General features: G+C 73.5%; 28 protein-coding genes and 1 pseudogene. 20 read left to right on the top strand and 9 right to left on the bottom strand.

The window, feature by feature from the left end:
• Positions 1 to 175: 175 nt before the first annotated feature.
• Positions 176 to 1,093, bottom strand: a complete 918-nt coding sequence (locus tag F8568_RS04205) for an ABC transporter substrate-binding protein (RefSeq protein WP_151591562.1) — start codon at positions 1,091 to 1,093, stop codon at positions 176 to 178.
• Between the two features lie 276 nt (positions 1,094 to 1,369).
• On the opposite strand from F8568_RS04205, the gene F8568_RS04210 reads away from it, so the two are divergent.
• Both F8568_RS04210 and F8568_RS04215 read left to right on the top strand, forming a co-directional pair.
• On the top strand, positions 1,370 to 2,011 hold the full coding sequence (locus tag F8568_RS04210) for a TetR/AcrR family transcriptional regulator (protein WP_236008386.1): 642 nt from the start codon (positions 1,370 to 1,372) through the stop codon (positions 2,009 to 2,011).
• Positions 2,008 to 2,385, top strand: a complete 378-nt coding sequence (locus tag F8568_RS04215) for a VOC family protein (RefSeq protein ID WP_151591564.1) — start codon at positions 2,008 to 2,010, stop codon at positions 2,383 to 2,385. Before F8568_RS04210 ends, F8568_RS04215 begins: the two co-directional genes overlap by 4 nt.
• Before the next feature lie 31 nt (positions 2,386 to 2,416).
• On the opposite strand, the gene F8568_RS04220 is transcribed toward F8568_RS04215, so the two are convergent.
• The 3 genes from F8568_RS04220 to F8568_RS04230 all read right to left on the bottom strand — a co-directional run bounded on the left by F8568_RS04220 (position 2,417) and on the right by F8568_RS04230 (position 4,482).
• A complete protein-coding gene (locus F8568_RS04220; protein ID WP_151591566.1) occupies positions 2,417 to 3,328 on the bottom strand; it encodes an LLM class F420-dependent oxidoreductase in 912 nt (303 codons plus the stop codon).
• A gap of 48 nt (positions 3,329 to 3,376) precedes the next feature.
• On the bottom strand, positions 3,377 to 4,024 hold the full coding sequence (locus F8568_RS04225; RefSeq protein ID WP_151591568.1) for a hypothetical protein: 648 nt from the start codon (positions 4,022 to 4,024) through the stop codon (positions 3,377 to 3,379).
• Positions 4,025 to 4,089: 65 nt separating this feature from the next.
• Positions 4,090 to 4,482, bottom strand: coding sequence for a hypothetical protein (locus tag F8568_RS04230; protein WP_160573494.1), 393 nt, complete (start codon positions 4,480 to 4,482; stop codon positions 4,090 to 4,092).
• Positions 4,483 to 4,633: 151 nt separating this feature from the next.
• Between F8568_RS04230 and F8568_RS04235 the strand changes: the two genes are divergently transcribed.
• Positions 4,634 to 5,401, top strand: coding sequence for an alpha/beta hydrolase (locus F8568_RS04235; RefSeq protein ID WP_328600716.1), 768 nt, complete (start codon positions 4,634 to 4,636; stop codon positions 5,399 to 5,401).
• 24 nt (positions 5,402 to 5,425) lie between these two features.
• Here F8568_RS04235 and F8568_RS04240 read toward each other — a convergent pair whose 3' ends face one another.
• Positions 5,426 to 6,115, bottom strand: a complete 690-nt coding sequence (locus F8568_RS04240; protein WP_151591572.1) for a TetR/AcrR family transcriptional regulator C-terminal domain-containing protein — start codon at positions 6,113 to 6,115, stop codon at positions 5,426 to 5,428.
• An 88-nt stretch (positions 6,116 to 6,203) separates the two neighbouring features.
• On the opposite strand from F8568_RS04240, the gene F8568_RS04245 reads away from it, so the two are divergent.
• Positions 6,204 to 7,595 carry an MFS transporter gene (locus F8568_RS04245; protein ID WP_151591574.1) on the top strand — a complete coding sequence of 464 codons (1,392 nt, stop codon included), beginning with the start codon at positions 6,204 to 6,206 and terminating at the stop codon, positions 7,593 to 7,595.
• Between the two features lie 340 nt (positions 7,596 to 7,935).
• On the opposite strand, the gene F8568_RS04250 is transcribed toward F8568_RS04245, so the two are convergent.
• On the bottom strand, positions 7,936 to 8,277 hold the full coding sequence (locus tag F8568_RS04250; RefSeq protein ID WP_151591576.1) for an MmcQ/YjbR family DNA-binding protein: 342 nt from the start codon (positions 8,275 to 8,277) through the stop codon (positions 7,936 to 7,938).
• Between the two features lie 268 nt (positions 8,278 to 8,545).
• On the opposite strand from F8568_RS04250, the gene F8568_RS04255 reads away from it, so the two are divergent.
• Complete coding sequence (locus tag F8568_RS04255) at positions 8,546 to 9,478, top strand: PDR/VanB family oxidoreductase (protein ID WP_151591578.1); 933 nt, start codon at positions 8,546 to 8,548, stop codon at positions 9,476 to 9,478.
• Positions 9,479 to 9,488: 10 nt separating this feature from the next.
• Here the strand turns inward: F8568_RS04255 and F8568_RS04260 are convergent, their stop codons facing one another.
• Together F8568_RS04260 and F8568_RS04265 are read right to left on the bottom strand one after the other, a co-directional pair.
• Positions 9,489 to 10,772, bottom strand: coding sequence for a hypothetical protein (locus tag F8568_RS04260; RefSeq protein ID WP_151591580.1), 1,284 nt, complete (start codon positions 10,770 to 10,772; stop codon positions 9,489 to 9,491).
• A 36-nt stretch (positions 10,773 to 10,808) separates the two neighbouring features.
• The gene (locus F8568_RS04265; protein ID WP_151591582.1) at positions 10,809 to 11,651 is read right to left on the bottom strand and encodes an LLM class F420-dependent oxidoreductase; all 843 of its coding nucleotides are present in this window, start codon (positions 11,649 to 11,651) and stop codon (positions 10,809 to 10,811) included.
• A 154-nt stretch (positions 11,652 to 11,805) separates the two neighbouring features.
• Between F8568_RS04265 and F8568_RS04270 the strand changes: the two genes are divergently transcribed.
• The 12 genes from F8568_RS04270 (at position 11,806) to F8568_RS04325 (ending at position 23,071) form a co-directional block, all read left to right on the top strand.
• Complete coding sequence (locus F8568_RS04270; RefSeq protein WP_151591584.1) at positions 11,806 to 12,447, top strand: TetR/AcrR family transcriptional regulator; 642 nt, start codon at positions 11,806 to 11,808, stop codon at positions 12,445 to 12,447.
• Entirely contained in the window at positions 12,444 to 13,700 is a 1,257-nt protein-coding gene (locus F8568_RS04275) for a cytochrome P450 (RefSeq protein ID WP_151591586.1), read from the top strand. The genes F8568_RS04270 and F8568_RS04275 overlap by 4 nt, the downstream gene beginning before the upstream one ends.
• A gap of 26 nt (positions 13,701 to 13,726) precedes the next feature.
• Entirely contained in the window at positions 13,727 to 14,509 is a 783-nt protein-coding gene (locus F8568_RS04280; protein WP_151591588.1) for an SDR family oxidoreductase, read from the top strand.
• Positions 14,506 to 15,891 (top strand): cytochrome P450, encoded by a 1,386-nt coding sequence (locus tag F8568_RS04285; RefSeq protein ID WP_151591590.1) that lies wholly within the window; start codon positions 14,506 to 14,508, stop codon positions 15,889 to 15,891. The genes F8568_RS04280 and F8568_RS04285 overlap by 4 nt, the downstream gene beginning before the upstream one ends.
• Complete coding sequence (locus tag F8568_RS04290; RefSeq protein ID WP_202124489.1) at positions 15,888 to 16,103, top strand: ferredoxin; 216 nt, start codon at positions 15,888 to 15,890, stop codon at positions 16,101 to 16,103. Before F8568_RS04285 ends, F8568_RS04290 begins: the two co-directional genes overlap by 4 nt.
• Complete coding sequence (locus F8568_RS04295; protein ID WP_202124490.1) at positions 16,100 to 16,747, top strand: nuclear transport factor 2 family protein; 648 nt, start codon at positions 16,100 to 16,102, stop codon at positions 16,745 to 16,747. The genes F8568_RS04290 and F8568_RS04295 overlap by 4 nt, the downstream gene beginning before the upstream one ends.
• Positions 16,744 to 18,228 carry an aldehyde dehydrogenase gene (locus F8568_RS04300; RefSeq protein ID WP_151591592.1) on the top strand — a complete coding sequence of 495 codons (1,485 nt, stop codon included), beginning with the start codon at positions 16,744 to 16,746 and terminating at the stop codon, positions 18,226 to 18,228. Before F8568_RS04295 ends, F8568_RS04300 begins: the two co-directional genes overlap by 4 nt.
• 35 nt (positions 18,229 to 18,263) lie before the next feature.
• Complete coding sequence (locus F8568_RS04305) at positions 18,264 to 19,130, top strand: NAD(P)-dependent oxidoreductase (RefSeq protein WP_151591594.1); 867 nt, start codon at positions 18,264 to 18,266, stop codon at positions 19,128 to 19,130.
• Positions 19,127 to 19,555: a carboxymuconolactone decarboxylase family protein gene (locus F8568_RS04310; RefSeq protein WP_151591596.1), complete on the top strand. Its 429-nt coding sequence runs from the start codon at positions 19,127 to 19,129 to the stop codon at positions 19,553 to 19,555. The genes F8568_RS04305 and F8568_RS04310 overlap by 4 nt, the downstream gene beginning before the upstream one ends.
• An 8-nt stretch (positions 19,556 to 19,563) precedes the next feature.
• Complete coding sequence (locus F8568_RS04315) at positions 19,564 to 20,652, top strand: NAD(P)H-dependent amine dehydrogenase family protein (protein WP_151591598.1); 1,089 nt, start codon at positions 19,564 to 19,566, stop codon at positions 20,650 to 20,652.
• Positions 20,653 to 20,793: 141 nt separating this feature from the next.
• Positions 20,794 to 21,528, top strand: a complete 735-nt coding sequence (locus F8568_RS04320; RefSeq protein WP_151591600.1) for a glucose 1-dehydrogenase — start codon at positions 20,794 to 20,796, stop codon at positions 21,526 to 21,528.
• A 55-nt stretch (positions 21,529 to 21,583) separates the two neighbouring features.
• Entirely contained in the window at positions 21,584 to 23,071 is a 1,488-nt protein-coding gene (locus F8568_RS04325) for an FAD-binding protein (protein ID WP_236008387.1), read from the top strand.
• Between the two features lie 22 nt (positions 23,072 to 23,093).
• Here F8568_RS04325 and F8568_RS04330 read toward each other — a convergent pair whose 3' ends face one another.
• On the bottom strand, positions 23,094 to 24,053 hold the full coding sequence (locus tag F8568_RS04330) for an alpha/beta hydrolase (RefSeq protein WP_151591602.1): 960 nt from the start codon (positions 24,051 to 24,053) through the stop codon (positions 23,094 to 23,096).
• A gap of 122 nt (positions 24,054 to 24,175) precedes the next feature.
• Here F8568_RS04330 and F8568_RS04335 point away from each other — a divergent pair, with 122 nt between their 5' ends.
• From F8568_RS04335 to F8568_RS50180, 3 genes and pseudogenes are all read left to right on the top strand, one after another.
• Entirely contained in the window at positions 24,176 to 25,207 is a 1,032-nt protein-coding gene (locus F8568_RS04335; protein ID WP_151591604.1) for a helix-turn-helix domain-containing protein, read from the top strand.
• A 173-nt stretch (positions 25,208 to 25,380) separates the two neighbouring features.
• Positions 25,381 to 25,716, top strand: a pseudogene (locus tag F8568_RS50930) (ABC transporter permease); the annotation flags it as partial.
• 56 nt (positions 25,717 to 25,772) lie between these two features.
• Positions 25,773 to 26,228, top strand: coding sequence for a glycine betaine ABC transporter substrate-binding protein (locus F8568_RS50180; protein WP_328600735.1), 456 nt, complete (start codon positions 25,773 to 25,775; stop codon positions 26,226 to 26,228).
• Positions 26,229 to 26,252 lie beyond the last annotated feature (24 nt).

The raw sequence follows: 26,252 nt of genomic DNA on the forward strand, positions 1-26,252 counted from the left end.
GTCCTCGGTCCTGCCCGGGACGTCCTCCGCGTCCGGCGGGACGTCCTCCGCGTCCGGCGGGACGTCCGGGACGTCCTTCGGACGTGCGGGGACGGCCCCGGGCGCGTCCTTGGGGACGGCCGGGGACGGCTCGCGGTCGGGGGACGTCACCGGCGTGCGCTCTGCGGGGCGGCGGTCAACGCGTCTTCTGCACCGCGTCGCCGATGGCCTTCACGAACTGCGGCAGGCGCGGGCCCCAGCGGGAGGCGAGGTCGTCGTCCAGCGGCACGACGCCGCCGTCCTTGACGGCCTTGAGGTCGTTGAAGCCCGGCCGCTTGGCGAGCGCGGCGGCGTTCTGGCCGCAGCACTTGGTGTCCGCGAGGAAGATCAGGTCCGGGTCCTTCTTGACGAGGTACTCGCGGGAGAGCTGCGGGTAGCCGCCGCTGGCCTTGTCCGCCGCGTCCGCGACATTGCGCAGCCCGAACAGGCCGTACACCTGCCCGGCGAACGTCTGGGACGTCACGGTGTGCAGCTGGTTGTCCAGCTCGTGGTAGTAGGTGAGGCCCTTGCCCTTGGTGGACGCGGCGACCGTCTTCTGGATGTCGGCGCGCATCCCGTCGGTGACCTTCTCGGCCTCCGCCGCGTGGCCGGTGGCGAGCCCCAGGTCGGTGATCTCGTCGTAGGCGTCGTCGAGCTTGGCGGCGGCCGGTTCGAGCAGCACCGGGACCTTGACCTTCTCCAGTGCCTTGACGATGCCGTCCATGTCGTTGGACAGCACGACGAGGTCGGGCCGGTACTTGACGACGGCCTCGGCGTTCGGCTTGAAGGCCGACAGCTGCGTCCGGGGGGCGCCGGCCGGGTAGTCCGAGAGGCTGTCCACGGCGACGACCTGGGAGCCGGCGCCGATGGCGAACAGGGTCTCGGTGTGCGTGGGGGACAGCGACACGATCCGCTTCGGGTGGGCCGGGACGGCCACCGCGCCGTTGCCGGCCTGGACGGTGACGGTCTGCGCGCCGCCGTCCGAGGACTTGGTCTCGCCGTCGCCGCCGCATCCGGCGGCGAGCGTCACGGCGGCGGTCACGATGGCCGCGCCGAGGACGCGCACGGGTCTCACAGGAGCCTCCTGGCTGCCGGGAAGCCGCGGCCCGTCATGACGGATCGCCCTTCCACGAGGTCGAGAGTCGTCGGCGCGCGCGGAGGCGACCTGGCTCGGCCTCTTCGACAGGGGCACCACAGTTGCGGGACAGCGCCGGGTTCGCACCGGACTTCGCTCCAGGGCGCGCTTGAAGTGCAACGTTATCAGCCGCCTTATCCGGTTTCGCTCGGGGACCGGAGTGAAACCTCACTCCGCCATTGACGGAGTGAGACCTCACTCCGTACAGTGGCCGGCATGGAGGCCAAGAGCCGCCGGCGCGCCCCCGGGATGAGCCCCGAGCAGCGCCGCGAAATGATCGTCCGGACCGCCCTGCCGCTCGTCGCCGAGCACGGCAGCACCGTCACCACCGGCCAGATCGCCCGCGCCGCCGGCATCGGCGAGGCGACGATCTTCCGCGTGTTCGCCGACAAGGACGAGCTCCTCGACGCCTGCGTCACCGAGGCGCTGCGCACCGACCACGTCCTCGCCGAGATCCAGGAGATCCCGCTCGACCAGCCGCTGGCCGGCCGGCTCGCCGAGGCCACCGCGGCGATCCAGGCCTACCTCGGCCGCATGGGCATGGTCCTCGGCGCCCTGCACGCCACCGGACGCCGCGGCCGCGGCTCGCACGGCGGCGGCGAGGCGGCCGACGCCGCGATCGACCGCGCGTCCGCCATGGCCCGCACGCGGGGCGCGCTCGCCGAGCTGTTCGAGCCCGACCGCGACCGCCTCCGGCTGCCGGTCGAGGAGACCGCCGGGATGTTCATGGGCCTGGTCTTCACCTGGAGCCGCCCGCCCACGGGCCCCGAGACCCCGGCGCCCTCGCTCGAGGAGTACCTGGACGTCTTCCTGCACGGCGCGCTCACCGGCACGACCCCCGAAGGGAGCCCCGAATGACCATCACGCTCAACCACACCATCGTCACCGCCGCCGACAACGACGAGGCCGCGCGCTTCTTCGCCGCCGTCATGGGCCTGGACTACACCGGGCCCCACCCGCACGCCCGCCACTTCGTCCCGATCAAGGTCAACGGCGGCCTCACCCTCGACTTCATGACCGTCGCGTTCCCGCAGGGCCACCATCTGGCCTTCGACGTGGACGCCGCCACGTTCGACGCGGTCGTCGACCGCCTCGACGCCCGCGAGATCCCCTACGGGGACCAGCCCGCCCACCCTGACAACGGCCGCATCGACACCGCCCATCCGCTCGGCGCCCGCGGCCTGTACTTCTCCGACTCCAGCGGCAACCTCTACGAGCTCATCTCGTCCTGACGCGCCGCCGGACGGGCCCGGCGCGGGCCGGTCAACCGGCGAGCGACCTCAGCAACGCCCGGGTGCGGGTCCGGTCCTCGCCCGGCATGAACTCGCCCGCCACGAAGTCGGTGACCCCCGCTTCGGCCAGCTCCTCCAGCCGCGCGCCGACCGCGTCCTCGTCGCCGACGATGGCGAGGTCGGCGGGGCCTTCGGCGCCCTCCCGGTCCATCATCGCCCGGTAGGACGGCAGCGTCCCGTACACCTCGAACGCCTGCGCCGCGCGTTCGCGCGCCCGCCCCGGGTCGCCGGTGACGCACACCGGCAGGACGCAGACGATCCGGGGAGCGGGACGTCCCGCCGCCTCGGCCGCCGCGGTGATGGTCGGCGCGATGTGGTCGCGGACGGTGGCGGGACCCGTCATCCACAGGACGGTCCCGTCGGTGCGCTCGGCCGCGAGCTTCAGCATCTTGGGGCCGAGCGCCGCGAGCAGCACCGGGACCCGGCCCTCGTCCGGGACGGTCAACCCGATCTGGCCGCGCAGGGTCTCCCCGGCGAACGAGGCGGTCTGATGGTCCAGCAGAGGCAGCAGTACCGAAAGGTACTCGTCCATGTGCCGCAGGGGTCGTCCGAAGTCGTACCCGTACATGTCCTCGATGACGACCTTGTGCGACAGGCCGATGCCGAGGGTCAGCCGCCCTTCGCCGAGGGCGAGCGCCACCGTCCGCGCCTGCTGGGCCAGCGCGGCCGGGTGCCGCGGATATGTCGGCACCACGGCGGTGCCCAGCTCGATGCCCGGCACCCGGCTTCCCGCCACCGCGAGCGCGGTCAGCGCGTCCACGCCGAAGATGTTCGACATCCACGCCGAGGCGAAGCCGTCGTCGGCGGCGCGCCGCACGTCGTCGGCCAGCTTGCCGAGCGCGTCGGGACCGCCGCGCTCACCGAGGGAAACGCCGATGCGCACAAGGACCTCCCTGGTCTGCGTCCGTCCCGATCGTCGCACAGAACGTGATCAAGGGCGCCGGGCGGGGTCGCGGGCGGCCCGGTCCCGCGCCTCCATGAAGAAGTCGTGCAGCGCCGTCGCGCCGGGCAGGAGCCGGACGGGCCGCGCCGCGCCGAACGGGGCGTTCCAGAACGCCCCCTGCCTGGGCTCCCAGGGCCCCGCGTACGCGTACGGCTCGCCGAGGAAGCCGTCGCCGGGGGAGACGCCGTAGTTGACCTCGTCCAGCGTGAGGGCCAGGTCGAAGTGCTCGGGCCACAGCACGGGTGCGGCCCCCGGCGCGAACCGGACCAGGGCCTCGTGGCCCCGGGCGAAGCACTCCGCGATGTGGGCGGCGGCGCCCGCGTCGACGCCGAGCGTCTCGTCCGGTCCGACCCCGCTGCCGTCCTTGTAGACGCCCTGCGGCGCGCCCGCCTCGATCCCCGCCGCCGCGGCCAGCTCCAGGCACGTCGTGCCGTCCAGCGGGATGGCCCTGCCGCCCGCGACCAGCTCGGCGCCCGCCACCCGCAGCCGCGGCGCCCGGACGGTCCCGAACCCGCCCTCCGCCACGCGCAGCCGGATCGTCCCGCTCTCGCGGTGCTGCGGGCCGGCGAGCAGCAGCTCCGCGACACCGTGCAGCGAGCGGCGCGTCGTCCCGAGCGCATCCGGATCGACGGTCATCTCCCCATCCTTCGCCTGCGGTCCCCCATGACCGCCGTTCCCAGCCTCGCATCCCGCGGCGGGCGTCACAAACCGTCCGGATCCTGGTGCCGGGTCCCGTAGCGCTCCGCCAGGTCCCGGTCAGCGTCGGCCCACCGGCGGTGCCGCTCGGCCGACTCCAGATGCGCGAGGGCCTCCTCGGGATCGACGGCCGCCAGGTCCTCCAGCCAGTCCGCCGCCCGGTCGTGAGCCCACGCCGAGGACAGCATCGAGCGCAGCGCGTACTCACCGGCGCCGCGGCGCGGCGAACGCCCGGTACGCGAACGCGACACCTCGCGGGCCCGCGGCCCGTTCGCCCGGCGCTCCGGACCGCGATCGCCCGCCCGGTCGTCCGGCGGGCGCTCGTTCGCCCGTCCCTGCGGCGCTCGCCGCGGCTCCTCGCGCGCCGTCAGGCGCAGCGCGCGCTCTTCGCCGCCCATACCGGCCACTCCGACCCGCGAGCCCGTGGCTCCACCAGCGCCCCCGACACACCGGCTACCTACCCACCCGCCCGCACGTTCAGCCCCACCCGCCGCATCCGTCACCGGGGGCGGGGTGGGCGGCCGGAGCGCGATGACCGATCATGGAGGGGTGGTGACTCCGGAGCCATTGACGCTTCAGGCCGCCGACGGTGTGCGGATCGACGCGGGACACCTCGGCGGCGACGGCGACCTCTGCTTCGTGCTCGCGCACGGCTTCACCTGCTCGTGGCGGCAGCCCGCGCTGCGCCGCATCGGCGCGGTGCTCCACCGCCACGGCGGCGTCCTCGCCCTGGACCTGCGCGGTCACGGGCGGTCCGGCGGGCGCTCCACGGTCGGCGACCTGGAGGTCCTCGACGTGCAGGCCGCGGTCGCCGCGGCGCGCGCCCGGGGATACCGGCGCGTCGCCGTTGCGGGCTTCTCGCTCGGCGGCGCCGTCGCCATCCGGCACGCCGCGCTGCACGGCGCCGTCGACGCCGTCGTCTCGGTCAGCGCGCCCGCCCGCTGGTACTACCGCGACACCGTCCCCATGCGCCGCGTCCACTGGGTCATCGAACGGCCCCTCGGGCGCCTTGCCGTCCGCCTCGCGCGCGGGACGCGCATCGCCGCGAAGGGCTGGGACCCCGTCCCGGAGGCACCGCACGAGGTCGCCGCGCGCATCGCCCCCGTGCCGCTGCTGATCGTCCACGGGGACGCCGACGCGTTCTTCCCCACCGAGCACGGGCGGCAGCTGTACGACGCCGCGGGGGACCCGAAGGAACTGTGGATCGAACCGGGCTTCGGGCACGCGGAGGTCGCCGCGACCCCGGACCTCATCCACCGCATCGGCGCCTGGGCCGCCGCGTCCGCCATCGCGATGCGCCCCGACGCGGCGCTCTGACCCCCATGCCGGTGGTGCCGGCCGTCAATCCGGGCGGCGCTTGCCCTCCAGGCCGTCCACGAGGCTGCGCAGGCCGAACTCGAAGCGGTCGGTGAGGCGCGGGGCGAGCAGCTCGCCCGCGACCGCCACCAGGTCGGGGAAGCGCTCGGCGGGCAGGCCCTCCAGGTACCGGGACACCTCCGCCAGCCGGTCCCCGTTGTCCGGCCCCTTGCCGAACGCGATCTCCTGGACGGCGAACCCCGTCACGTAGAACATCAGCAGCAGGTACCCGTAGCCCGCCATGCGGTCGTCGAAGCCGGCGCGGCGCAGCATGCCGATCACATGGTCGGCGAGGCGCAGCCCGTTGGGGCCGAACGGCGGCCGCCCCGGCAGCAGGCGCGTCGCCGCCGGGTGCGCCAGCAGGACGCGGCGGAGGCCGAGGCCGATCTCGATGAGCCGCTCGTCCCAGGGCCTCCCGCCGTCGCCGTCCGGCAGCGGGCACTTGCCGACGACGGTGTCGACGAGCAGGTCGAACAGCTCGTCCTTGCCGCGGACGTGCCAGTACAGCGACGGCGACTTGATGTCGAGCGCCGTCGCGAGCCGGCGCATGCTGAACGCGTCGAACCCCTCCTCGTCCAGCAGCCGCAGGGCCGCCCGCACGATCTCCGCGCGGTCCAGCCGCGGCGCGGCGGACGTCTCCTCCCCGCGCGCGAAGCCGTGGCCGGGGCCGGCCATCAGAGCATCTCCATGGCGCCAATCTAGCAGTGCAAGGCTGTCCCTAGCACTGCTAGATTTCCTCTAGCAGTGCTAGGGAAGGAGTCGCATGGTCGATCAGAGACCGGCCGCCGAGATCGCCGGCCACCAGGACCGGAGCGCCGGGTGGTGGCCTCTCGCCGCGATCGTCGCCGCCGTCTTCATGCTCATGCTGGACGCGACCGTGGTGACCGTCGCACTCCCGGACATGAGCCATGACCTGCACGCAGGCCTCGGCGACCTGCAATGGGTCATGAACGCGTACACGATGGCGATGGCCGCCTCCCAGTTCACCGCCGGAGCGTTCGCCGACCGCAGGGGACGGCGCCGCTCCTTCCTCGCGGGCGTCGCCCTGTTCGCCGCGGCGTCCGTGGCCTGCGGCCTGGCGCCCACCGCCGCGGCCCTCATCGCCGCCCGCGCCGTCCAGGGACTCGCGGGCGCGCTCATGTTCGCGACCACCCTCGCGCTCATCGCGCAGTGCTACACGGGACGGGCCCGCGGCGTCGCGTTCGGCGTCCGCGGCACCGCCGCCGGGCTCGCCGTCGTCCTCGGCCCCGTCGTCGGCGGCGCGCTCGTCTCAGCGCTCGGCTGGCGGTGGGTCTTCCTGGTGAACGCGCCGGTCGGCGCCGTCACCCTCGCCATGGGCGCCCGATCGCTGCCGCGCGAGGAGACGCAGCCCGAACGGCGGCGCATCGACCTCACCGGGCCGTGCCTGCTCGCCGTCTCCCTCTCCCTCCTGGTCTTCGGTCTGCTGCGGGTCGAGGACCACGGATGGGGGAGCGCCCGGACCGGGCTCGTCCTCGGCGCTTCGGCGGTCGCGTTCGCGGCGTTCCTCGCCGTGGAGAGCCGCCTGCCCGACCCGATGCTCGACCTCCCGCTCTTCCGGGACCGCGCGTTCAGCGGCACGCAGATCGGGTCGTTCACCGTCCAGGCGAGCGTGTTCGCCCTGCTCGTCTACGTGTCACTGTGGTTCCAGGATCAGCTCGGCCTCTCCGCGCTCGAGACCGGGCTGTGCTTCCTGCCCCTCGTCGTCCCCATCCTCGTCGCCGGGCCGATCGCCGGCGCCGTCATGGACCGCCTCCCCAAGGGACCGCTCGTCGCGGGCTCGCTGGCGCTCCTCGGCCTCGCGATGCTGCTCATGCGCGGGCTGGGGCCCGGCTCGTCCTGGACCCACCTGGCCCCCGGCATGGCGCTGGCCGGCCTCGCGTGCGGGATCGCGCTGCCGACCCTCGGCGGCCTGGCCGTGGACGTCGCGGACCGGTCCCGGCTCGGCATGGCGTCCGGCGTCAACAACACCGTCATGCAGGTCGGCTCCGCCGTGGGGATCGCGGTGTACGGGGCGCTCCTGAGCGGGCACCGGGTGTTCACCGACGGGCTCGACGCCCTCTTCGCCACCGCGGCCGCCGTCGCGTTCTGCGGAGCCGTCCTCACCGCGGTTCTCCTCGCCGGAAAACGGCTTTGAGCTGCGCTGACAGGAGGTTATCCACATTTTCGCGCGCCCCTTACGGGGCGCCGGCGGGGTCGGCATCATCGGTGGCATGAACGGATTCGGCATCACCTGGAGGCGGACCGCCGGCGGCCCGGCCGTCCCCGTCGGCCCGGCGTCCATTTCGCGCCCGGCACCGGCACGTCCCTCACCACCCGAGCCGCCGCCCTCTCCAGCCTCCTCCCGCACGACGCGGTCATCGCCCGCCGCACCGCCGCGCGGATCGCCGCCCGCCTGGCATCCTTCTCCCGCCGCCCCCGCTGACCTTCGCCGGCAGCGGATCCGCGGGGCGTAAGGGTGGCAGGGGCTGCGGGGCTCAGTCCAGCAGGGCGGAGAGGCGTTTGGGGGCGATCAGGCGGTAGCTGTCCTCGATGAGCTCCGCGAGCTCGTCCCAGTCCTGCTCGACGTCCAGACGGGCGCCGACCCATCCCTTGGCGCCGACGTACTTCGGGACGAAGAACCGCTCCGGGCCCTCCGCGACCAGCGCCTCCTGCACCCCCGGGCCCGCCTTGAACATCATGGACGACCCGTCCTCGCTGGTCATCACGAACAGCTTGTCGCGAACACGGAAGGAAGGCGATGTGTGACCCCCGAACGGCTTCTCGGTCGCCTCCGGCATGCGCATGCAGATCTCCCGGAGCCGCTCCAGCACGTCCATCCGTCCCCCTTCCCACGAACCCAGCGTGAAAGGAGCCTAACAACTCGTCTCACCGGCGAGTCCGCTCCGCCGGGCGCACCGAGAGCGCCGCCGGTGGCGGCGAAACGCGTCCTCCACGCGGAACCGTCGCCGAGACGCCCGGACCGCACAAGCCGGCGCGCACGGATGGCGGCGGGGCCGGGAGGTCTTCCGTTCGGCGGAAGCGGGGGTGCCGTGCGGTGGCGGGAGCGGCGATGGTCGGGGCGACCACGAACCGCGAGGGGGGCACGTGACCGAGCAGAGCGCCGTCGAGACCGAGGTCGTCGTCCGGGAACGGACGGACCTGGCGGAGGGCGTCGTCGGGTTGACGCTGGGCGCCGCCGACGGAGGCGTGCTGCCCTCCTGGCGGCCCGGGGCGCACATCGACGTGGTGCTGCCTGACGGGCTCGTGCGGCAGTACTCGCTGTGCGGCGATCCGGCCGACGATCGGACGTGGCGGCTCGGCGTGCTGAAGGAAGGGCCGGGCTCGACGTTCGTCCACGAGGGCCTGAACGTCGGCGACAAGCTCGTTGCGCGCGGTCCACGGAACCACTTCGCTCTGGAGGACGCGCCCGGCTACCTGTTCCTCGCGGGAGGCATCGGCATCACGCCGATCCTGCCGATGGTGGCGGCGGCGGATGCGGCGGGCGCGGACTGGCGGCTCCTGTACGGAGGGCGGCGGCGCACCGCGATGGCGTTCCTCGACGAGCTGGACCGCTATGGGGAGCGGGTCGAGGTGCGTCCGCAGGACGAGTCCGGCCTGCCCGACCTCGACGCCGCGCTGTCCGGGCTGGGGGAGGGCACGCTCGTCTACTGCTGCGGGCCCGAGCCGATGCTCGCGGCGGTCGAGGAGCGCTGCGTCCGGGGCGCGCTGCGCACCGAGCGCTTCTCGCCGAAGCCCGTCACCGGGCCCGCCGAGGGGTTCGAGGTCGAGCTGGCGCTCAGCGGCCGGACGCTGAAGGTCGAGCCCGGGCGGTCGATTCTGGAGACGGTCGAGGAGGCGGGCGTCGCGGTCCTGTCGTCGTGCCGCGAGGGGACGTGCGGAACGTGCGAGACGCCCGTCCTGGACGGCGAACCGGACCACCGCGACTCCGTGCTCACCGACGACGAGCGCGCGGACGGCGGATTCATGATGATCTGCGTCTCCCGCGCCCGAGGCCCGCGCCTGGTCCTGGAACTCTGAACAAACCGCCTTAACCAGGTCGGCGGCGTCCCGCGCGCCAGACAGGGGTGATCGGGAGGGAGCGGCGGGGCTCGAAGGCGAAGGCGGAGCCGGTGCTGAACCGGACGACGGACACCTCGTCGGGCTCGGGGGCGGGCCGGTCGCGGCGGACGACGGTGAGCCGCCAGTCCTGGCCGGTGCCGGTGACCTCGGTGTCGAGGCAGGGGTCCGCGGCGCGGACGACGGCTTGGAGCGCGGCCGTCCAGCCGGGGCCGCACAGGGAGATCCAGGCGCCGTCCTCGTGCGCGGGCGACGGGCGGACGCTGACGGTCGCGCCGTCGACAGAGGCGTCGACGTAGGCCGCGGGGTTCAGCAGCGGGTGGACGGCGAGGAGGCGGGCCGCGCCCTGCGGGGTGGCCGGCAGGCCGAGGGCGCGGGCGAGGCGCTCGGCGGCGATGCCGGCGATGCCGACGAGCTGCCTGCGGCGGATCCGGAGCAGGCCGTCCGCGTCGGCGCGCTGGGCCACGGCGAGGGTGAAGGCCCGGTTGAGCAGATGCATCTGCAGGCACACCTCGTCGGCGATCCGGGCGAGCGCGGAGCGGGAGAAGGCGGCGAAGTCGAGGTCGGACAGGAGGGGGCCGGTGTAGTCGGCGAGGCCGTCGTCGGACGGGTCGATGGGCGCGAGTTCGAGGGTCGCGGCGCGGGACCGCTCGTTGTCGGCGAGGAGGGGGATGCCCCGCGCGTCGGGGTGGGACTCGTCGATGACCACGGTCCAGGCGCAGTGCGGGTGCCGGTCGGCGGGCGAGCGCGGCGGCCGGTGGATCGGGCGGACCTGGGCCTTCGGGTTGGTGGCGACGGCGGTCGCGTCGAAGGTGGGGTCCTCGATGTCGTGGCACATGGAGCGGACGTAGGCCTCGCCCATCGGCTCGACGTCCATCAGCGCGCCGCAGTGGTCGAGGTGGAACTCGCCGTGCCACCGGTCGTGGACGGTGTAGCGGAAGTCCATGAACTGGGGCGGGGCGCCGATGTCGAGTTGCAGGCCCTTGAAGATCGTCGGGACGTCGCCCTTCCCGGGGACCTCGGGGGCGTAGCCGAGGGCGTCCTGCATCCGCCGGGTGTAGATGGGGCTCGCGGCGGCCCACTCCTCGATCGCGATGCGCGCCATCTCCTCCCGCCCGAACGCGGAGATGCACCACGCCATTCCGGAACGGTCGATCAGCTGGCCGATCAGGAGCAGCTCGGGGACGGTGACCGCGAGTTCCTCCCGGGACAGGGCGGCGTATCGGCCGGGCGGAATCGCGCGGGGGTGCGTCATCTGCGATCTCCTCGAAGGTGAAATGTGTTCTCGTCGTCAGCCCGCGAGCCGGGCGGCCGTCTTGTCCAGGTGCTTGAGCACCGTGGCCTCGTCGGCGTCCGGGACGCCCCAGATCAGTTCGGAGGCGCCGGCGGCGGCCCATTCGGCGAGGTCGTCCGGGGTGGGCCGCTTGGCGACGAGGATCCGCACGTCGGGCTCGCCGGCGCGGCCCGCGCCCGCCCACTCCTTGCGCAGCAGGGCGGCCTTCTCGGCGATGCCGGTCTCGATCGGGGTGGTCATCCAGCCGTCGGCGTGGCGCGCGATCCACCGCATGGTCTTCGGGCCGCCGCCGGCGCCGATGATCACCGGGATGCGGCCCTGCGGGGGCTTGGGGTAGGCCCAGCTCGGCCCGAACGACACGAACTCGCCGTCGTAGGACGCCTCCTCCTCGGTCCACAGGGCGCGCATGGCCTCGAGGTACTCCTTCAGGGCGGTGCGCCGCCGGTCGCCGGGGACGTGGTGGTCGGCCAGCTCGTCGGTGTTCCAGCCGAAGCCCGCGCCGATGGTCAGCCGGCCGCCGGACAGGTGGTCGAGGGTGGCGAGGGTCTTGGCGAGGGTGATCGGGTCGGACTCCACCGGCAGCGAGACGGCGGTCGCGAGGCCGATCCGGCCGGTCACGGCGGCGGCGGTCGCGAGCGACACCCACGGGTCGAGGGTGCGCATGTAACGGTCGTCGGGCAGGTCCTCGCCGCCGGTGGGGTGCAGCGCGTCGCGGCGCACCGGGATGTGGGTGTGCTCGGGCACGTAGAAGGTGTCGAAGCCGCGCTCCTCCGCGGCCTTCGCGAGGGCTGCCGGCGTGATGCCGCGGTCGGAGGTGAAGAGCACGATGCCGTTGCGCATGGCGTCATAGTAGAACGTGTTCTAGGCTCACTGGAATAGTGACTGGACAGCTGTCCGAACGCGTTGCCGGAGGATCGGCCCGCCGCCCGGAAAAGGAGAAGTCGATGCGGATCCGGCTATTGCGGCGATCTCCGGCCCGCATTACGGTGGACACATGTCCAGTCAGGTGACCAGTCCCGCGCTGCGGCAGGGGCTCAACGCCCGGCAGGCCGAGACGGTGGAGAACCTGATGGCCGCCGGGCTCGCGGAGTTGCGCGCCGTCGGCCACGAGGTGCTGACGATCCGGACGGTGGCGCAGCGGGCGGGCGTCTCCCCGGCGACCGCCTACACCTACCTGTCGTCCAAGAACCACCTCTTCGCGGAGCTGTTCTGGCGGCACCTCGGCGGGGACGGCGGCGCAGCGCCGGCCGGGGCCCGCGCCACCGAGCGCCTGCAGGCGACCGTCCGGGCGCTGACCGCCCGGATCGTCGCGGAACCGGAGCTGGCGGCGGCGGTGACGCCGGCGCTGCTCGGCGGCGACCCCGACGTCGCGCGGCTGCGGCGGCGCATCGGCGGGGAGTTCTACGCCCGGTTCGAGACGGCCCTCACCGGCCGGCGGCCGGAAGAGCGGCGGCCGGGTGAGCGGCGGCCGGGTGAGCGGCGGCCGGGGGAACCGGCCGATGCCGCCGTGCTCGAGGTGCTGGTCCTCACCTTCACCGGCGCGCTGCTGCAGGCCGGCATGGGCCTGCTGACCTACGACCAGATCGCCGACCGGCTCGCCTCGGCCGTGGAAGTGATCATGAGGGGCAACGAATGAGCGCTTCGGCTGACGCGACGGCCGGACCCCTGGCCTTCGATCCCTACGACTACGACTTCCACGAGGACCCGTACCCGCTCTACCAGCGCCTGCGCGACGAGGCGCCCGTCTTCCACGCCGAGCGGGACGACCTGTGGGTGATCTCCCGCCACGCCGACGTGTTCGACGTGCTCCGCGACGACGCGACGTTCTCCAACCGGATGGGCGTCTCCCTCGACGCGAGCGCGTGGAGCCCCGAGGCGCACCGGGTGATGAGTTTCCTCGCCCTCGACGGGCAGCGGCAGACCCGGCTGCGCCGGCTGGTGTCCGCCGCGTTCACGCCGCGCCGGGTCAAGGAGCTGCAGCCGCAGATCCAGCGGCTCACCGACCACTACCTCGAACGGACCTTCGCGGTGAACGCCGAGCACGGCGAGGCCGACTGGATCGGGGACTTCGCCGGGAAGCTCCCGATGGACGTCATCTCGGAGATGATGGGCGTGCCGGAGGTCGACCGGACGGAGGTCCGGCGCCTCGCCGACCTGGTCGTGCACCGCGAGGACGGCGTCCGCGACGTCCCGCCGGCCGGCATGGCGGCGGCCGGCGAGCTGATCACCTACTACGCGGCGATGGTGAAGGAGCGCCGGGCCGCGGCCGAGCCGGCGAGGGACCTCACCGCGGCGCTCACCGTCGCCGAGATCGACGGCGACCGGCTCACCGACGGCGAGATCATCGCGTTCCTGTTCCTCATGGTGGTCGCCGGCAACGAGACCACCACCAAGCTGCTCGGCAACGCGCTGTTCCACCTGTCCGCGCATCCGGACCAGAAGGCGGAGGTGCTCGCGGACCCCGGCGACCCCGAGGCGCTGGTGACGCCGTGGATCGAGGAGACGCTGCGGCACGACACCTCCAGCCAGATGCTCGCCCGCTACGTCGTCGAGGACGTGCGGATGCACGGCACGACGATCCCGGCCGGGTCGAAGGCGCTGGTCCTGCTCGGCTCGGCCAACCGCGACGAGCGCGTCTTCACCGATCCGACCGTCTACGACGTCCACCGGCCGAAGGCCGAGCTCGGGCAGATCCTCAGCTTCGGCTCCGGCAAGCACTTCTGCCTCGGCGCGAACCTGGCCCGGCTGGAGACCCGGGTCGTGCTGAACGAGCTGGTCAGGCGGGTCGAGGACGTCGAGGTGCACGCCGACCGGGCGGTGCGCGTGCACTCCACGAGCGTGCGCGGCTTCGCCGAACTGCCGACGAGCTTCACCCTGCGCAAGGGCTGAGGCGCAGGGCCTGGGAGGGACTGAAGGTGTCCGAGAAGTACCGGCATCCCGAACGCCGCCCCGCGGTGATCACCGGTGCGTCGTCCGGCATCGGCGCGGAGACGGCCAAAGTGCTCGCCGCGGCGGGGCATCCGGTGGCGCTCGGGGCGCGCCGGGTCGGCGTCCTGGAGGAGATCGCCGCGGCCATCCGCGCCGGCGGCGGCGAGGCGGTCGCGCACGCGCTCGACGTGTCCGACGACGCGTCCGTGGCCGAGTTCGCCGCGAAGGCGACCGCCGACCTCGGCGACATCGAGGTCGTGGTCAGCAACGCCGCGCTGGTGGCGCCCGGCGCGACCATCGAAGTCAGCTCCGAGCGCTTCGCCCGCGAGATCGACCTGAACCTCGTCGGCGCGCACCGGATCGCGCGGGCGTTCGTGCCCGCGATGGCCGAGCGGCGGCGCGGCGACATCGTCTTCGTCTCGTCCGACGTCGCGGTCCGGCCCCGGCCGTTCATGTCGGCGTACTCCGCCGGCAAGTGGGGCCTGGAGGGAATGGTCACCGCGCTGCAGATGGAACTCGAGGGCACCGGCGTGCGGGCCTCGATCATCCGGCCCGGCCCGACGTGGAGCGGCATGGGCACGGACTGGGACACCGAGGACGCAGCGTTCGTGCTCGACCAGTGGGTCCGCTTCGGACTCGCCCGCCACCCCCACTTCCTCAAGGCCAGGGCGCACGCGGACGCGATCGCGACGATCGTCGGCGCGCCGCGCGGTGTGCATCTGAGCCTGCTCGACGTCAATCCCGAAGCGCCCGTGGAGGAGAAGCCATGACCGCCGCCGAGAGGCACCGGCTCGCCGCGATCCCCGAGGTGAGCACGGTCCTCGACGATCAGAGCCCGCAGGTGCCGGAGATCATCCGGGGCACCGGGCACCTGCCGGAGATGCGGGTCGACCCGATCGGCCTGTTCCACCGCGTCCGCGCCGAGTGCGGGGACGTCGGCCGGTTCCGGCTCGCCGACAAGGACGTCGTGCTGGTCAGCGGCGCCGAGGCGAACGAGGCGTTCTTCCGGGCGCCGGACGAGCAGCTCGACCAGGCCGCCGCGTACCCGTTCATGACGCCGATCTTCGGCAAGGGCGTGGTGTTCGACGCCTCGCCGGAGGAGCGCCAGCAGATGCTGAAGAACCAGGCGCTGCGCGGCGACATGATGCGCGGGCACGCGCGGACGATCGAGGCGGAGATCCGCCGGATGGTCGCCGGCTGGGGCGAGGAGGGCGAGATCGACCTGCTCGACTTCTTCGCCGAGCTGACCATCTACACCACGTCCGCGTGCCTGATCGGCAAGCCGTTCCGCGACGAGCTGGACGCCTCGTTCGCCGATCACTACCACGAGCTGGAGCGCGGCACCGACGCGATCGCCTACGTCGACCCCTACGCCGACATCGACAGCTTCCGGCTGCGCGACGCGGCCAGGGAGAAGCTGGTCGGGCTGGTGCAGGGCATCATCGAGCGCCGCAAGGAGCGCGGGAAGGTGCCGCGCGACCAGCGCGACCTGCTCGACGTGCTGATCTCGCTGGACATGAGCGCCGACCACATCACCGGCATCTTCATCTCGATGATGTTCGCCGGGCACCACACCTCCAGCGGCACCGCGTCCTGGGCGATGATCGAGCTGCTGCGGCACCCGGACGTGCTCGCCGAGGTGGTCGCCGAGCTGGACGCGCTCTACGCCGACGGGACCGAGGTGTCGTTCCAGGCGCTGCGGTCGATCCCGGTGCTGGAGTCGGCGCTGAAGGAGACCCTCCGGCTGCACCCGCCGCTGATCATCCTGATGCGGCTCGTCCGCGCGGACTTCGAGGTGCTCGGCAGGACGGTCCCGGCGGGGACGATGCTCGCGGCGTCGCCGCGCGTCTCCAACCGGATCGAGGAGGACTTCCCGAAGGCGGCGGACTTCGACCCGGGCCGCTACATCGACCCCCGGCAGGAGGACCTGCAGAACCGCTGGACGTGGATCCCGTTCGGCGCCGGCCGGCACCGCTGCGTCGGCAACGCGTTCGCGATGATGCAGATGAAGGCGATCTTCTCCGTCGTCCTGCGCGACTACACGTTCGAGGCGGCCCAGCCCCTGGACTCCTACCAGGACGACTTCACCAAGATGGTCATCCAGCTCAAGCAGCCGTGCCGGGTCCGGTACCGGCGGCGGGCGGGGAGGTGAGCGCGGTGCGGGTCGTCGCCGACACCACCATCTGCCAGGGGCACCAGCTGTGCCAGGGCGAGGCGCCCGACGTGTTCGGGTTCGACGCGGACGAGGACGTCGTCGTCGTCCTCGACGAGCACCCGGACGAGTCCCGCCGCAAGGACGTGGCCACGGCCGTCAAGTACTGCCCGGCCTTCGCGCTTTCCATCGAAGAGGAGGGGACGACGTGAGCGATGAGGGCGGGCTGACCCGCGCCGAGATCGAGCGGTTCTGGGACTCCTGGCTGGCGGTCAACCGCGAGGCCGAGCGGACCGGCGACTGGCGGGTGATGGCCGAGTGGTACGCCGAGGACGCGACGTACGGCTGGATGTACGCCCCGGACGAGCACTTCATGGCGGTCGGCCGCGACCAGATCCGGGACTGGGCGATCGGCATCGAGATGGACGGCCTCGACGGCTGGCACTACGACTACCAGGCCACCGTCATCGACGAGAAGAAGTCGATGATCGTCGGGTTCTGGAAGCAGAAGTCCGGGATCACGAACGACGCGACCGGCGGGGAGTACGAGATCCTCGGCATCGGCGGCTCGTGGTTCGGCGTGGAGCGGCAGGCCGCCGGGGCGGACGCCGGCCAGATCAAGATCGCCTGGCAGCGGGACTGGTTCGACATGCCGTCGACCGTCCACACGTTCATGCAGATCATCGAATCCGGCAAGGCGCCCGAGACGCTGCTTGCGCGGATGAAGGTCGCGGGCCACGGCGTCCCCGGCCACTACCACTACGACGAGATGCCCTCGACGCTGTGGCCGCCGCCCGTCGAGCGCGGCGACCACATCACCCAGGCGCCGAAGGACGCGCCGGAGGCGGCGCGATGACCGAGCGCGTTCCGACGAGTCCGCCGGCGCGGCAGTACGTCGACGGCGAGCTCGGCGCGGCGAGTGGCGGCGCGTCGTACCCGATCCTCAACCCGGCGACCGGGCAGGAGATCGGCCGCGCGCCGGGCAGCACCGCCGCCGACGTCGACGCCGCGATCGGCGCCGCCCGCCGCGCGTTCGACGAGTCCGCCTGGGCGACCGACCGCGCGCTGCGGATCCGGGTGCTGCGCCAGTTCCACCAGGCGCTGCTCGACAACGCCGACGCGTTGCGCGCGCTCACCACCGCCGAGGCCGGCGCGCCGGCGTTCTTCGTCAGCGGCCCCCAGTTCGACACGCCGGTCGAGAGCCTGAAGTGGACGATCGACCTCGCCGAGGGCTACGCGTGGGAGACCGACCTCGGCGTCGGCACCACGATGGGCATCCGGTCGCGCCGCACCGTGCACCGCGAGCCGGCCGGCGTGGTCGCCGCGATCACGCCGTGGAACTTCCCCAACCAGATCAACCTCGCCAAGATCGGGCCCGCGCTCGCCGCCGGGAACACGGTCGTGCTCAAGCCGGCGCCCGACACCCCGTGGCTGGCGGCCGAACTGGGCCGGCTGTTCGCCGAGTGCACCGACGTCCCGGCCGGCGTGTTCAACGTCGTGACGCCGCGCGACAACGGCGCGGCGGCGCTGCTGACCACCGATCCGCGCGTCGACCTGGTGTCCTTCACCGGTTCGACCGCCACCGGACGGGCGATCGCGGCGGCCGCGGCGCCGACCCTCAAGCGGCTGTTCCTCGAACTCGGCGGCAAGTCCGCGGCGATCGTGCTGGACGACGCGGACCTCAAGGCCGTCGTCGGCACCACCGCGTTCGCGGCGTGCGTGCACGCCGGGCAGGGCTGCGCGATCACCACCCGCCTGGTGGTGCCCCGCGAGCGCTACGACGAGGCGGTGGAGATCGCCGCCGCCACGATGGGCTCGCTCGGCGCGAAGGACCCCGCCGACCCCGGCACCATCTGCGGCCCCGTCATCTCCGCCGTTCAGCGCGACCGCGTGAAGTCCTACCTCGACCTGGCCGCCGAGGAGGGCGGGCGGTTCGCGACCGGCGGCGGCGTCGCCGAGCAGGACGGCGACCTCGCCGGCGGGTTCTGGATCCAGCCGACCGTCATCGCCGGCCTGGACAACACCGCGCGGGTCGCCCAGGAGGAGATCTTCGGGCCGGTGCTGACCGTCATCGCGCACGACGGCGACGACGACGCCGTCCGGATCGCCAACGAGTCGCCGTACGGGCTGTCCGGCTCGGTCGACTCCGGCGACCTGGACCGGGCCAAGGCGGTCGCGGCCCGGATCCGCACCGGCACCATCGGCGTCAACGGCGGGCTGTGGTTCGGCGCGGACGCGCCGTTCGGCGGCTACAAGCAGTCCGGCATCGGCCGCGAGATGGGCGTGGCCGGGTTCGAGGAGTACCTCGAGACCAAGACCACGGCCGAACCGGCCTAGCACTCCATGGCTAGGCGGGGACGAGGAGGAAACCGATGAGCGACATCGTCCGCGTCGGATGGGTCGGGCTCGGCGACATCGGCAAGCCGATGGCGACCCGGCTGGCCGCGCAGCAGAGCGAGGCCGGGCTCGCCCTCGGCGTGTTCGACCTGGCCGCCGCGCCGGTCGAGGAGCTGGTCGCGGCGGGAGCGAAGGCGGCCGGCGGCGCCGGCGCGCTCGCCGCCGGCAGCGACGTGCTGTGCGTCATGGTCAACAACGACGAGCAGGTCCGCTCGGTGCTGGACGAGGTGCTCGCCGCCGCCCCCGCCGGCCTCACCGTCGCGGTCCACTCGACCGTCGCCCCCGGGACGCCCGCCGAGCTGGCGGAGCTCGCCGCGCGGAAGGGCGTCCGGCTGGTCGACGCGCCCGTGTCGGGCGGCGTGATGGGCGCGGGCACCGGCGAGCTGGCCATCATGGTCGGCGGGACGGAGGAGGCCTTCGCCGCGGTCCGCCCCGTGCTGGACGTCCTGGCGAAGAAGGTCGTGCACGCCGGGCCGATCGGCGCGGGCACGAGGTTCAAGCTCGCCCGCAACCTGATGCACTACGCCGCCTTCACCGCGGCCACCGAGGCGCAGCGGCTGGCCGAGGCGGCCGGGCTCGACATCGTCGCGCTCGGCGAGGTCGTCCGGCACACCGACGCGCTCACCGGCGGCCCCGGAGCGATCATGTACCGCGACACGACCGCCGAGATGGCGCCGGGGTCGTTCTGGTTCACCACCTTCGGCCACCTCAGGCAGCTCGCGGAGAAGGACCTCGACTTCGCGATCGCGCTGGCCGACGAGCTCGGCGTCGAGGTACCGATGGCCAGGATCGCGCGCGAGCGGCTCGCGCCCGGCCTGGGCTTTCCCGAGGAGCAGCGATGAGCGACGACAAGACCGGGAAGTTCGACGACCTCCCGGAGCCGCGGGCCCGCGGCCTGCGCAAGATGGAGCAGGTCTACGGGTTCGACATGGCCGACGGGACCGGCGACTTCTTCCGCTACACCGCCGACCACCTGTTCGGCGACGTCTGGCAGCGGCCCGGCCTGTCCGACCGGGACCGGCGCCTGCTGCTGTTCGGGCTGCTGGCCGGGCAGGGCGCCGCCGACGTCCTCGGCATCCAGGTGCCCGCCGCGTACGCCGCCGGCGAGTTCGACGACGAGGCGCTGCGCGAGATCGTCGTGTTCCTCAGCCACTACGCGGGCTGGCCGAACGGCGCGCGGCTCAACTCGATCGTCGAGGAGACGATCGCCAAGGCGGCCCGCAAGGCCGCGCGGGAGGCCGCGCGGGCCGCCGGGAAGCAGGGCTGAGGAGCACCATGGCCATCCGCGTCCTGCACGTCGCGACCGGCAACGTCGGCCGCATCGCCCTGTCGCAGCTCATCGAGGACCCCCGCTTCGAGCTCGCCGGCCTCGTCGTGTCCGACCCCGCCAAGGTCGGGCGGGACGCCGGGGACCTCGCCGGACTCGGCACGGTCACCGGCGTGACCGCGACCGGCGACCTGGACGCCGCCCTCGCGGCGGCGCGGCCGGACTGCACGACCTACTGCGCGATCGGGGAGACCCGGCTGCGCGAGGCGCTCGCCGACATCGAGAGGATCCTCGCGTCGGGCAGCAACGTCGCCGCGTCGTCGCCGGTGCCGCTGATCTACCCGTGGGGGCTGCTGCCCGACCGGATGATCGACCCGATCGAGAAGGCCTGCGAGGCCGGCGGGACGAGCCTGTTCGCCAGCGGCGTCGACCCCGGCTGGGTCAACGACCTGCTGCCGTTCGCGATCGCGAGCACCTGCCAGCGGGTGGAGCAGGTGCGCTGCTCGGAGATCGCCGACTACGCGACCTACGACGGCGGCCCGGTCATGTTCGACTTCATGGGCTTCGGACGCCCGCTGGACGACCTGCCGCGCATGTTCGAGCCGGGGATCCTCGCGGCGTCCTGGGGCGTCAGCCTCCGGATGATGGCCCGCGGCTTCGGCTTCGAGCTCGACGACATCACCGAGTCTTACGAGCGGGAACCGGCGCCGGAGGCGTTCGACGTGGCCGCCGGGCACATCCCGGCGGGCGGCGTCGCGGCGATGCGGTTCCAGATCACCGGCGTCTCCGCCGGCAAGGAGGTGCTGGTCATCGACCACACCACCCGGCTGCGCGGCGACCTGCGCCCCGACTGGCCGCGGCCCGCGCAGGACGGCGGCTCCTACCGGCTCGAGATCACCGGCGAGCCGTCCTACCGCGTCGACGTGTGCCCGACCAGCGCCAAGGGCGACCACAACCACGCCGCGATCGCCGCGGGCGCCGGACGCATCGTCAATGCGATCCCCGACGTCGTCGCGGCGCCGCCGGGCCTGCGAACCCCGCTCGACCTGCCGTTCAACACCGCCCGCGGCGTCTTCGCGGCGGCCCTGCCCCGTTGAGTTGTGGGGGGGGGGGGGGGGGGGGGGGGGGGGGTAACGACGCCCCCCCCCCACAGCGCCCCCCAGGCGGGCGCGCGCCCCCCCCCCCCCCCCCCCCCCCCCCCCCCCACAACTCAACGCACACGAGAGAGAGGACATCCGATGGGACGCGTGGACGGGAAGATCGCGCTGATCAGCGGCGGCGCGCGGGGCATCGGCGCCGCGAGCGCGCGGGCGCTGGTGGCCGAGGGCGCGAAGGTCGTGCTCGGCGACATCCTCGACGAGGAGGGCAAGGCCGTCGCGGACGAGCTGGGCGGCGCCGCCCGCTACGTCCATCTCGACGTGACCAGCCCCGACGACTGGACCGCCGCCGTGCGGACCGCCGTCACCGAGTTCGGCGGGCTGAACGTGCTGTTCAACAACGCCGGGATCGCCAACGGCGCCGCCATCAACCACTTCAAGCTGGAGAAGTGGCGCAAGATCATCGACATCAACCTCACCGGCCCGTTCCTCGGCATCCGCGCGGCGGCGGACGCGCTGATCGCGGCCGGCGGCGGGTCGATCATCAACACCTCGTCCATCGAGGGGCTGCGCGGCACGTCCTGGGCGCACGGCTACGTGGCGTCCAAGTGGGGCCTGCGCGGCCTGACCAAGTCGGTCGCGATGGAGCTGGCGCCGCACGGCGTCCGGGTCAACTCGCTGCACCCCGGCCTGATCCGGACGCCGCTCACCGAGGGCATCCCCGACGACATGATCCCGGTGCCGCTCGGCCGGCCCGGCGTGCCCGAGGACGTCGCGTCGTTCGTGGTCTTCCTGGCCAGCGACGAGTCCTCCTACGCCACCGGTTCGGAGTTCGTCATCGACGGCGGCACCGTCAACCAGATCCCGCACAAGTGAGCCCGGCCGCACGGCCGGCGCCGATTCGAGACGCACCGATTCAAAGCAGGGACCGATGAACGCACAGACCCCGGCCGGAATGGCCGTCCCCCCGGTGGTGCCGGCCGCGGACCTGCCCGCCGATGCCGAGCGGTTCGACGTCGTGGTGGTGGGCTTCGGGATCGCCGGAGGGTGCGCGGCGCTGGAGGCCGCGCGCTCGGGAGCCCGGGTGCTGCTCTTGGAGCGGGCCGCCGTGCACGGCGGTACGTCGAGCATGTCGGGCGGCCACTTCTACCTCGGCGGCGGCACCGCCGTGCAGAAGGCGACGGGCCACGACGACACCGTCGAGGCGATGGCGCGCTACCTGATGGAGAGCACCAAGGATCCCGACGAGGAGAAGATCCGGGCCTACTGCGCGGGATCGGTCGCGCACTTCGACTGGCTGGAGGCGCTCGGGTTCGAGTTCGAGCGGTCCTACTTCCCGGGGAAGGCGGTGATCCAGCCCGGCACCGAAGGGCTGATGTTCACCGGCAACGAGAAGGTGTGGCCCTTCCGCGACGAGGTCGCCCCGGCGCCGCGCGGGCACAAGGTGCCGGTGCCCGGCGACACCGAGGGCACCAAGATCGTGATGGACCTGCTGCGGGACCGGGTCGAGGAGGCCGGCGTCGAGGTCCGCTACGAGACCGGCGCGACCAACCTCGTGGTGGACGCCGGCGGTACGGTCACCGGCGTCGCCTGGCGGAACTTCGACCGGACGGGTGCGGTCGCCGCGGCCGCGGTGGTGCTCGCGGCCGGCGGGTTCGTGATGAACGCCGACATGGTCGCCGCCTACACGCCCGCCCTCGGCGAGAAGCTGTTCACGCTCGGCAGCACCTACGACGACGGGCTCGGCATCCGGCTCGGCCAGTCCGCCGGCGCGGCGCTGGAGCACATGGACGAGCCGTTCATCACCGCGCCGTTCTACCCGCCGTCGTCGCTGGTCAAGGGCCTGATCGTGAACAACCGCGGGGAGCGGTTCGTGGCCGAGGACAGCTACCACGCGCGCACCTCGTACTTCGTGCTCAAGCAGCCGGGCGCCGCGGCGTACCTCATCGCCGACAGCGACCACATGGACGAGCAGCGGATGCCGCTCGTCCCGCTGAAGGACGGCTACGAGACGATCGAGGAGATGGAGGCCGGCCTGAAGCTGCCCCCCGGCTCGCTGACGGCGACGATGGCGCGCTACAACGAGCACGCCGCGCGCGGCGAGGATCCCGACTTCCACAAGCACCCCGACTGGCTCGCGCCGCAGACCAACGGGCCATGGGGCGTCTACGACCTGACCCTCGGCACCGCCCTGTACGCCGGTTTCACGCTCGGCGGCATGGCCACCACGGTCGACGGCGAGGTGCGGCGGCCCGACGGGTCGGTCATCGGCGGGCTCTACGCGGCCGGGGCCTGCGCGTCCAACATCGCCCAGGACGGCGCCGGGTACTGCTCGGGCACCCAGCTGGGCGAGGGCTCGTTCTTCGGCCGCCGCGCCGGCATCGCCGCGGCGGCGCGGGCGCGCGCCGCGACCCGGTAGGTCCGCCGCGCGCCCCCGGCGTCTAGGCGCGCTGCTCGGCGGTGCCCAGCGCGCGGCTGAGCGCGTCGAGCCGGTCGGCGGCCATCCGGCGGGAGACGGCGGCGTCCGGGATCAGACCTGAGCCGTGGAACGTCCCCGGGTAGTGGTGCACCTCCGTGCCGACGCCCGCCTGGACGAGCCGCAGCGCGTAGCCGAGGCCCTCGTCGCGGAGCGGGTCGAACTCGCAGGTGGTGACGTAGGCGGGCGGCAGGCCGGTGAGGTCCTCGGCGCGGGCGGGCGCCGCGTAGGGCGAGACCCCGGCGGTGCCGCGCACCCCCTTGCCGAGGTAGTAGTCCCAGCTCAGCTCGGCGTTCGGGCGGTTCCAGATCGGGGTGTCGGTGAACGCGCGCATCGACGGGGTGTCGAGCCGGTCGTCGAGCTCGGGGACGCCGAGGAGCTGGAAGCACAGCGCCGGGCCGCCGCGGTCGCGGGCCAGCAGCGCGGTCGCGGCGGACAGGCCGCCGCCCGCGCTCTCGCCGCCCACCGCCAGCCGGCCCGGGTCGATGCCGAGATCGGCGGCGTTCGCGGCGGTCCAGGTCAGCGCCGCGTAGCAGTCCTCGAGACCGGCGGGGAACGGGTGCTCGGGCGCGAGCCGGTACTCCACGGACAGGACCACCGCGCCGACCTCCGCCGCGATGCACAGCGCGTCGTCGTGGAAGGCGTCGACGGTGCCGAGGACGAACCCGCCGCCGTGGATGTAGAGCAGGCCGGGCAGCGGGCCCTCGGCGGCGGCCGGGGTGAAGATCCGCACCGGCACGTCCGGGGCGCCGTCCGGGCCGGGGACGGCGACGTCGCGGACGTCGACCGGGACGGACGGCTCGTACCGGGGCCGGTCGGCGAGCAGCCGGTCGTCGGCCTCCCGCATCGCCACGGGGTCGGTCAGCGTGATCTCGGGGATCATGGAGATCCACGGGGCGAGCTCCGGGTCGAAGGCGTACGGCACGGTCCGGCTCCTCTCGGCGGCTGACCACCAGTTTCGCCGCGATCCGCGGCCCCGCCCAGCCGCCGACCGGCGGGGATCGCCGGCCGGAATCCGCCGATCGTCGGGTGGCGTACGATCCGTCCATGAAAGGGCTGCTCCTGCGATTGTCGGGGCTGGACGCCGACGCGGAGAACGCCGTCCGGGTGATCGGGTTCTTCGACCGGCTGATCGCGGGACGCGCGAGCCCGCAGGCGCTGGTGCGCGCCACCGCCGCGCTCGCCGAGTGCCCCGCCGGGCTGGCCGACCCGGCGCGCGGGATCTCGCTGCGCTCCAAGCCCGGCGCGGCGCCGGGGGAGCGGGCCGTCCGGGAGTTCGCCGAGACCGGGCTCGTATGGCTGGAGCGGTCCGGCGCGCCGCTCCCGCTGGACGAGATCGTCCTCGAACGGTTCGCCTTCGCCGCGACGGTCCTGCTGGAGCGCGAGCGCGACGACCGGGACGACGCCGCGCTGGTGGACCTGGTGGTGTCGGCGGACGCCGCGGAGGCCGAGCGGTCCCGGGCGCTGCGGGCACTGCGGTTCGATCCGTCCGCCCCGCTGCACGTGCTGGCCGTCGCGGGCGGCGACGCGGCCGCGGTGCTCACAGCACTTGGCCGGGACGCCCGCGCCGCCGCGTTCGGGCACGTCCACGCGGTGCTGGCCCGGGACGTCCCGGCGGACCTGGAGCACCGGACGCCGGACGGCACCCGGATCGGGATCGGCCCCGCGCTGCCCGGCGCCGGCGCGCCGGAGTCGTGGCGGCTGGCCCGGTCCGCGCTGCGGTTCACGACGCTCGGCGACGGGCTCGCCGCGGTGGTGCGCCACGACCGGCTCGGCGGGCTCGCCGCGATCGCCGCGCGGCTGCGTCCCGAGGACATCGCGCAGGTCGCGGACGTGGCGGCGCTGGACCGGCTCGCCGCCGAACCGCACGGCGACGACGTCCTCGCGGTGCTGGTCGCGTTCTGCGCGACGGGCTCGACCCGCAAGGCCGCCGCCCGCGTGCACCGCCACCACAGCACGATCGCGGCGCGGCTGTCGCACGCGGAGCGGCGCCTCGGGTTCTCCTTCCACGCGCCCGGCGGGCGGCTGCGGCTGGACCTGGCGCTGCTGCTCCGCCACCTGCGGGACGAACCGGGCTGAGTCCCCGTCAACTCTTGCCTTATTGATCATCCGTAGGCAGCCTCTTGTGGTATGGGAGACGCCTGCCCGACCGTCCTCGCCCCGGTTCCCCCGCCGCCACCGCCGAACGACGGGAGGCGCCCGTGAGCTTCTCCGACTACCTCGCCGACCGCTGGCCGACGATCGCCCGGCAGATGGCCGAGCACGCCGAGGTGGTGCTGATCGCCGTCGGCATCGCCGCGGTGATCGGGATCGGCCTCGGCATCGCGGTGGAGGGCCGGCCGCGGCTGAGCCGGCTCGCGCTCGGCGTCACCGGCACCATGCTGACCGTCCCGTCGCTGGCGCTGTTCGGCCTGCTGATCCCGCTGTTCGGGCTGGGCCTGGCGCCGACGATCACCGCGCTGGTGCTGTACGCGGTGTTCCCGATCCTGCGCAACACGATCACCGGCCTGGAGTCGGTGCCGGGCGCGGTCGAGGAGGCCGCGCGGGGCATGGGGCTCGGCCGCGCGAGCCGGATGCTGCGGATCCGGCTGCCGCTCGCCTGGCCGGTCGTGCTCACCGGCGTCCGGGTCGCCACGATCATGACCTGGCGCGCACCGACCCGGCGAAGGCGTCCACGTGCGTGGCCAGCGAGTTCGCCGGACGCAGCGACGGGTGGCCGGGACTGCAGAAGGCGTACGGGTTCACGCTGCCGAAGTCGTCGGTCGCGACCCTCGCCGAGGGCGCCATCTACGACGCCATCGGCAAGGGCAAGCCGTGCGACTTCGGCGAGGTCGCGACGACCGACGGCCGGATCAAGGCGCTCGGCCTCACCTCGATCCCCGACGACAAGAAGTTCTTCCCCGTCTACAACCCCGCGCTGACGCTGCGCGACTCCGTTTACAAGGACCACCCGGCCATCGAGAAGATCATGAACCCGATCGCGGCGGCGCTCAGCGACTCGGTCCTGCAGACCCTCAACGGCGAGGTCGACATCAAGGGCGAGGAGGCCACCGACGTCGCGCAGAAGTGGCTGCAGTCGAAGGGCTTCATCGGCGAGTAGGGACCGCCGGGACGCCGGGGTCCG

This window comes from Actinomadura physcomitrii (genome assembly GCF_008923205.2).
Lineage (GTDB): Bacteria > Actinomycetota > Actinomycetes > Streptosporangiales > Streptosporangiaceae > Spirillospora > Spirillospora physcomitrii.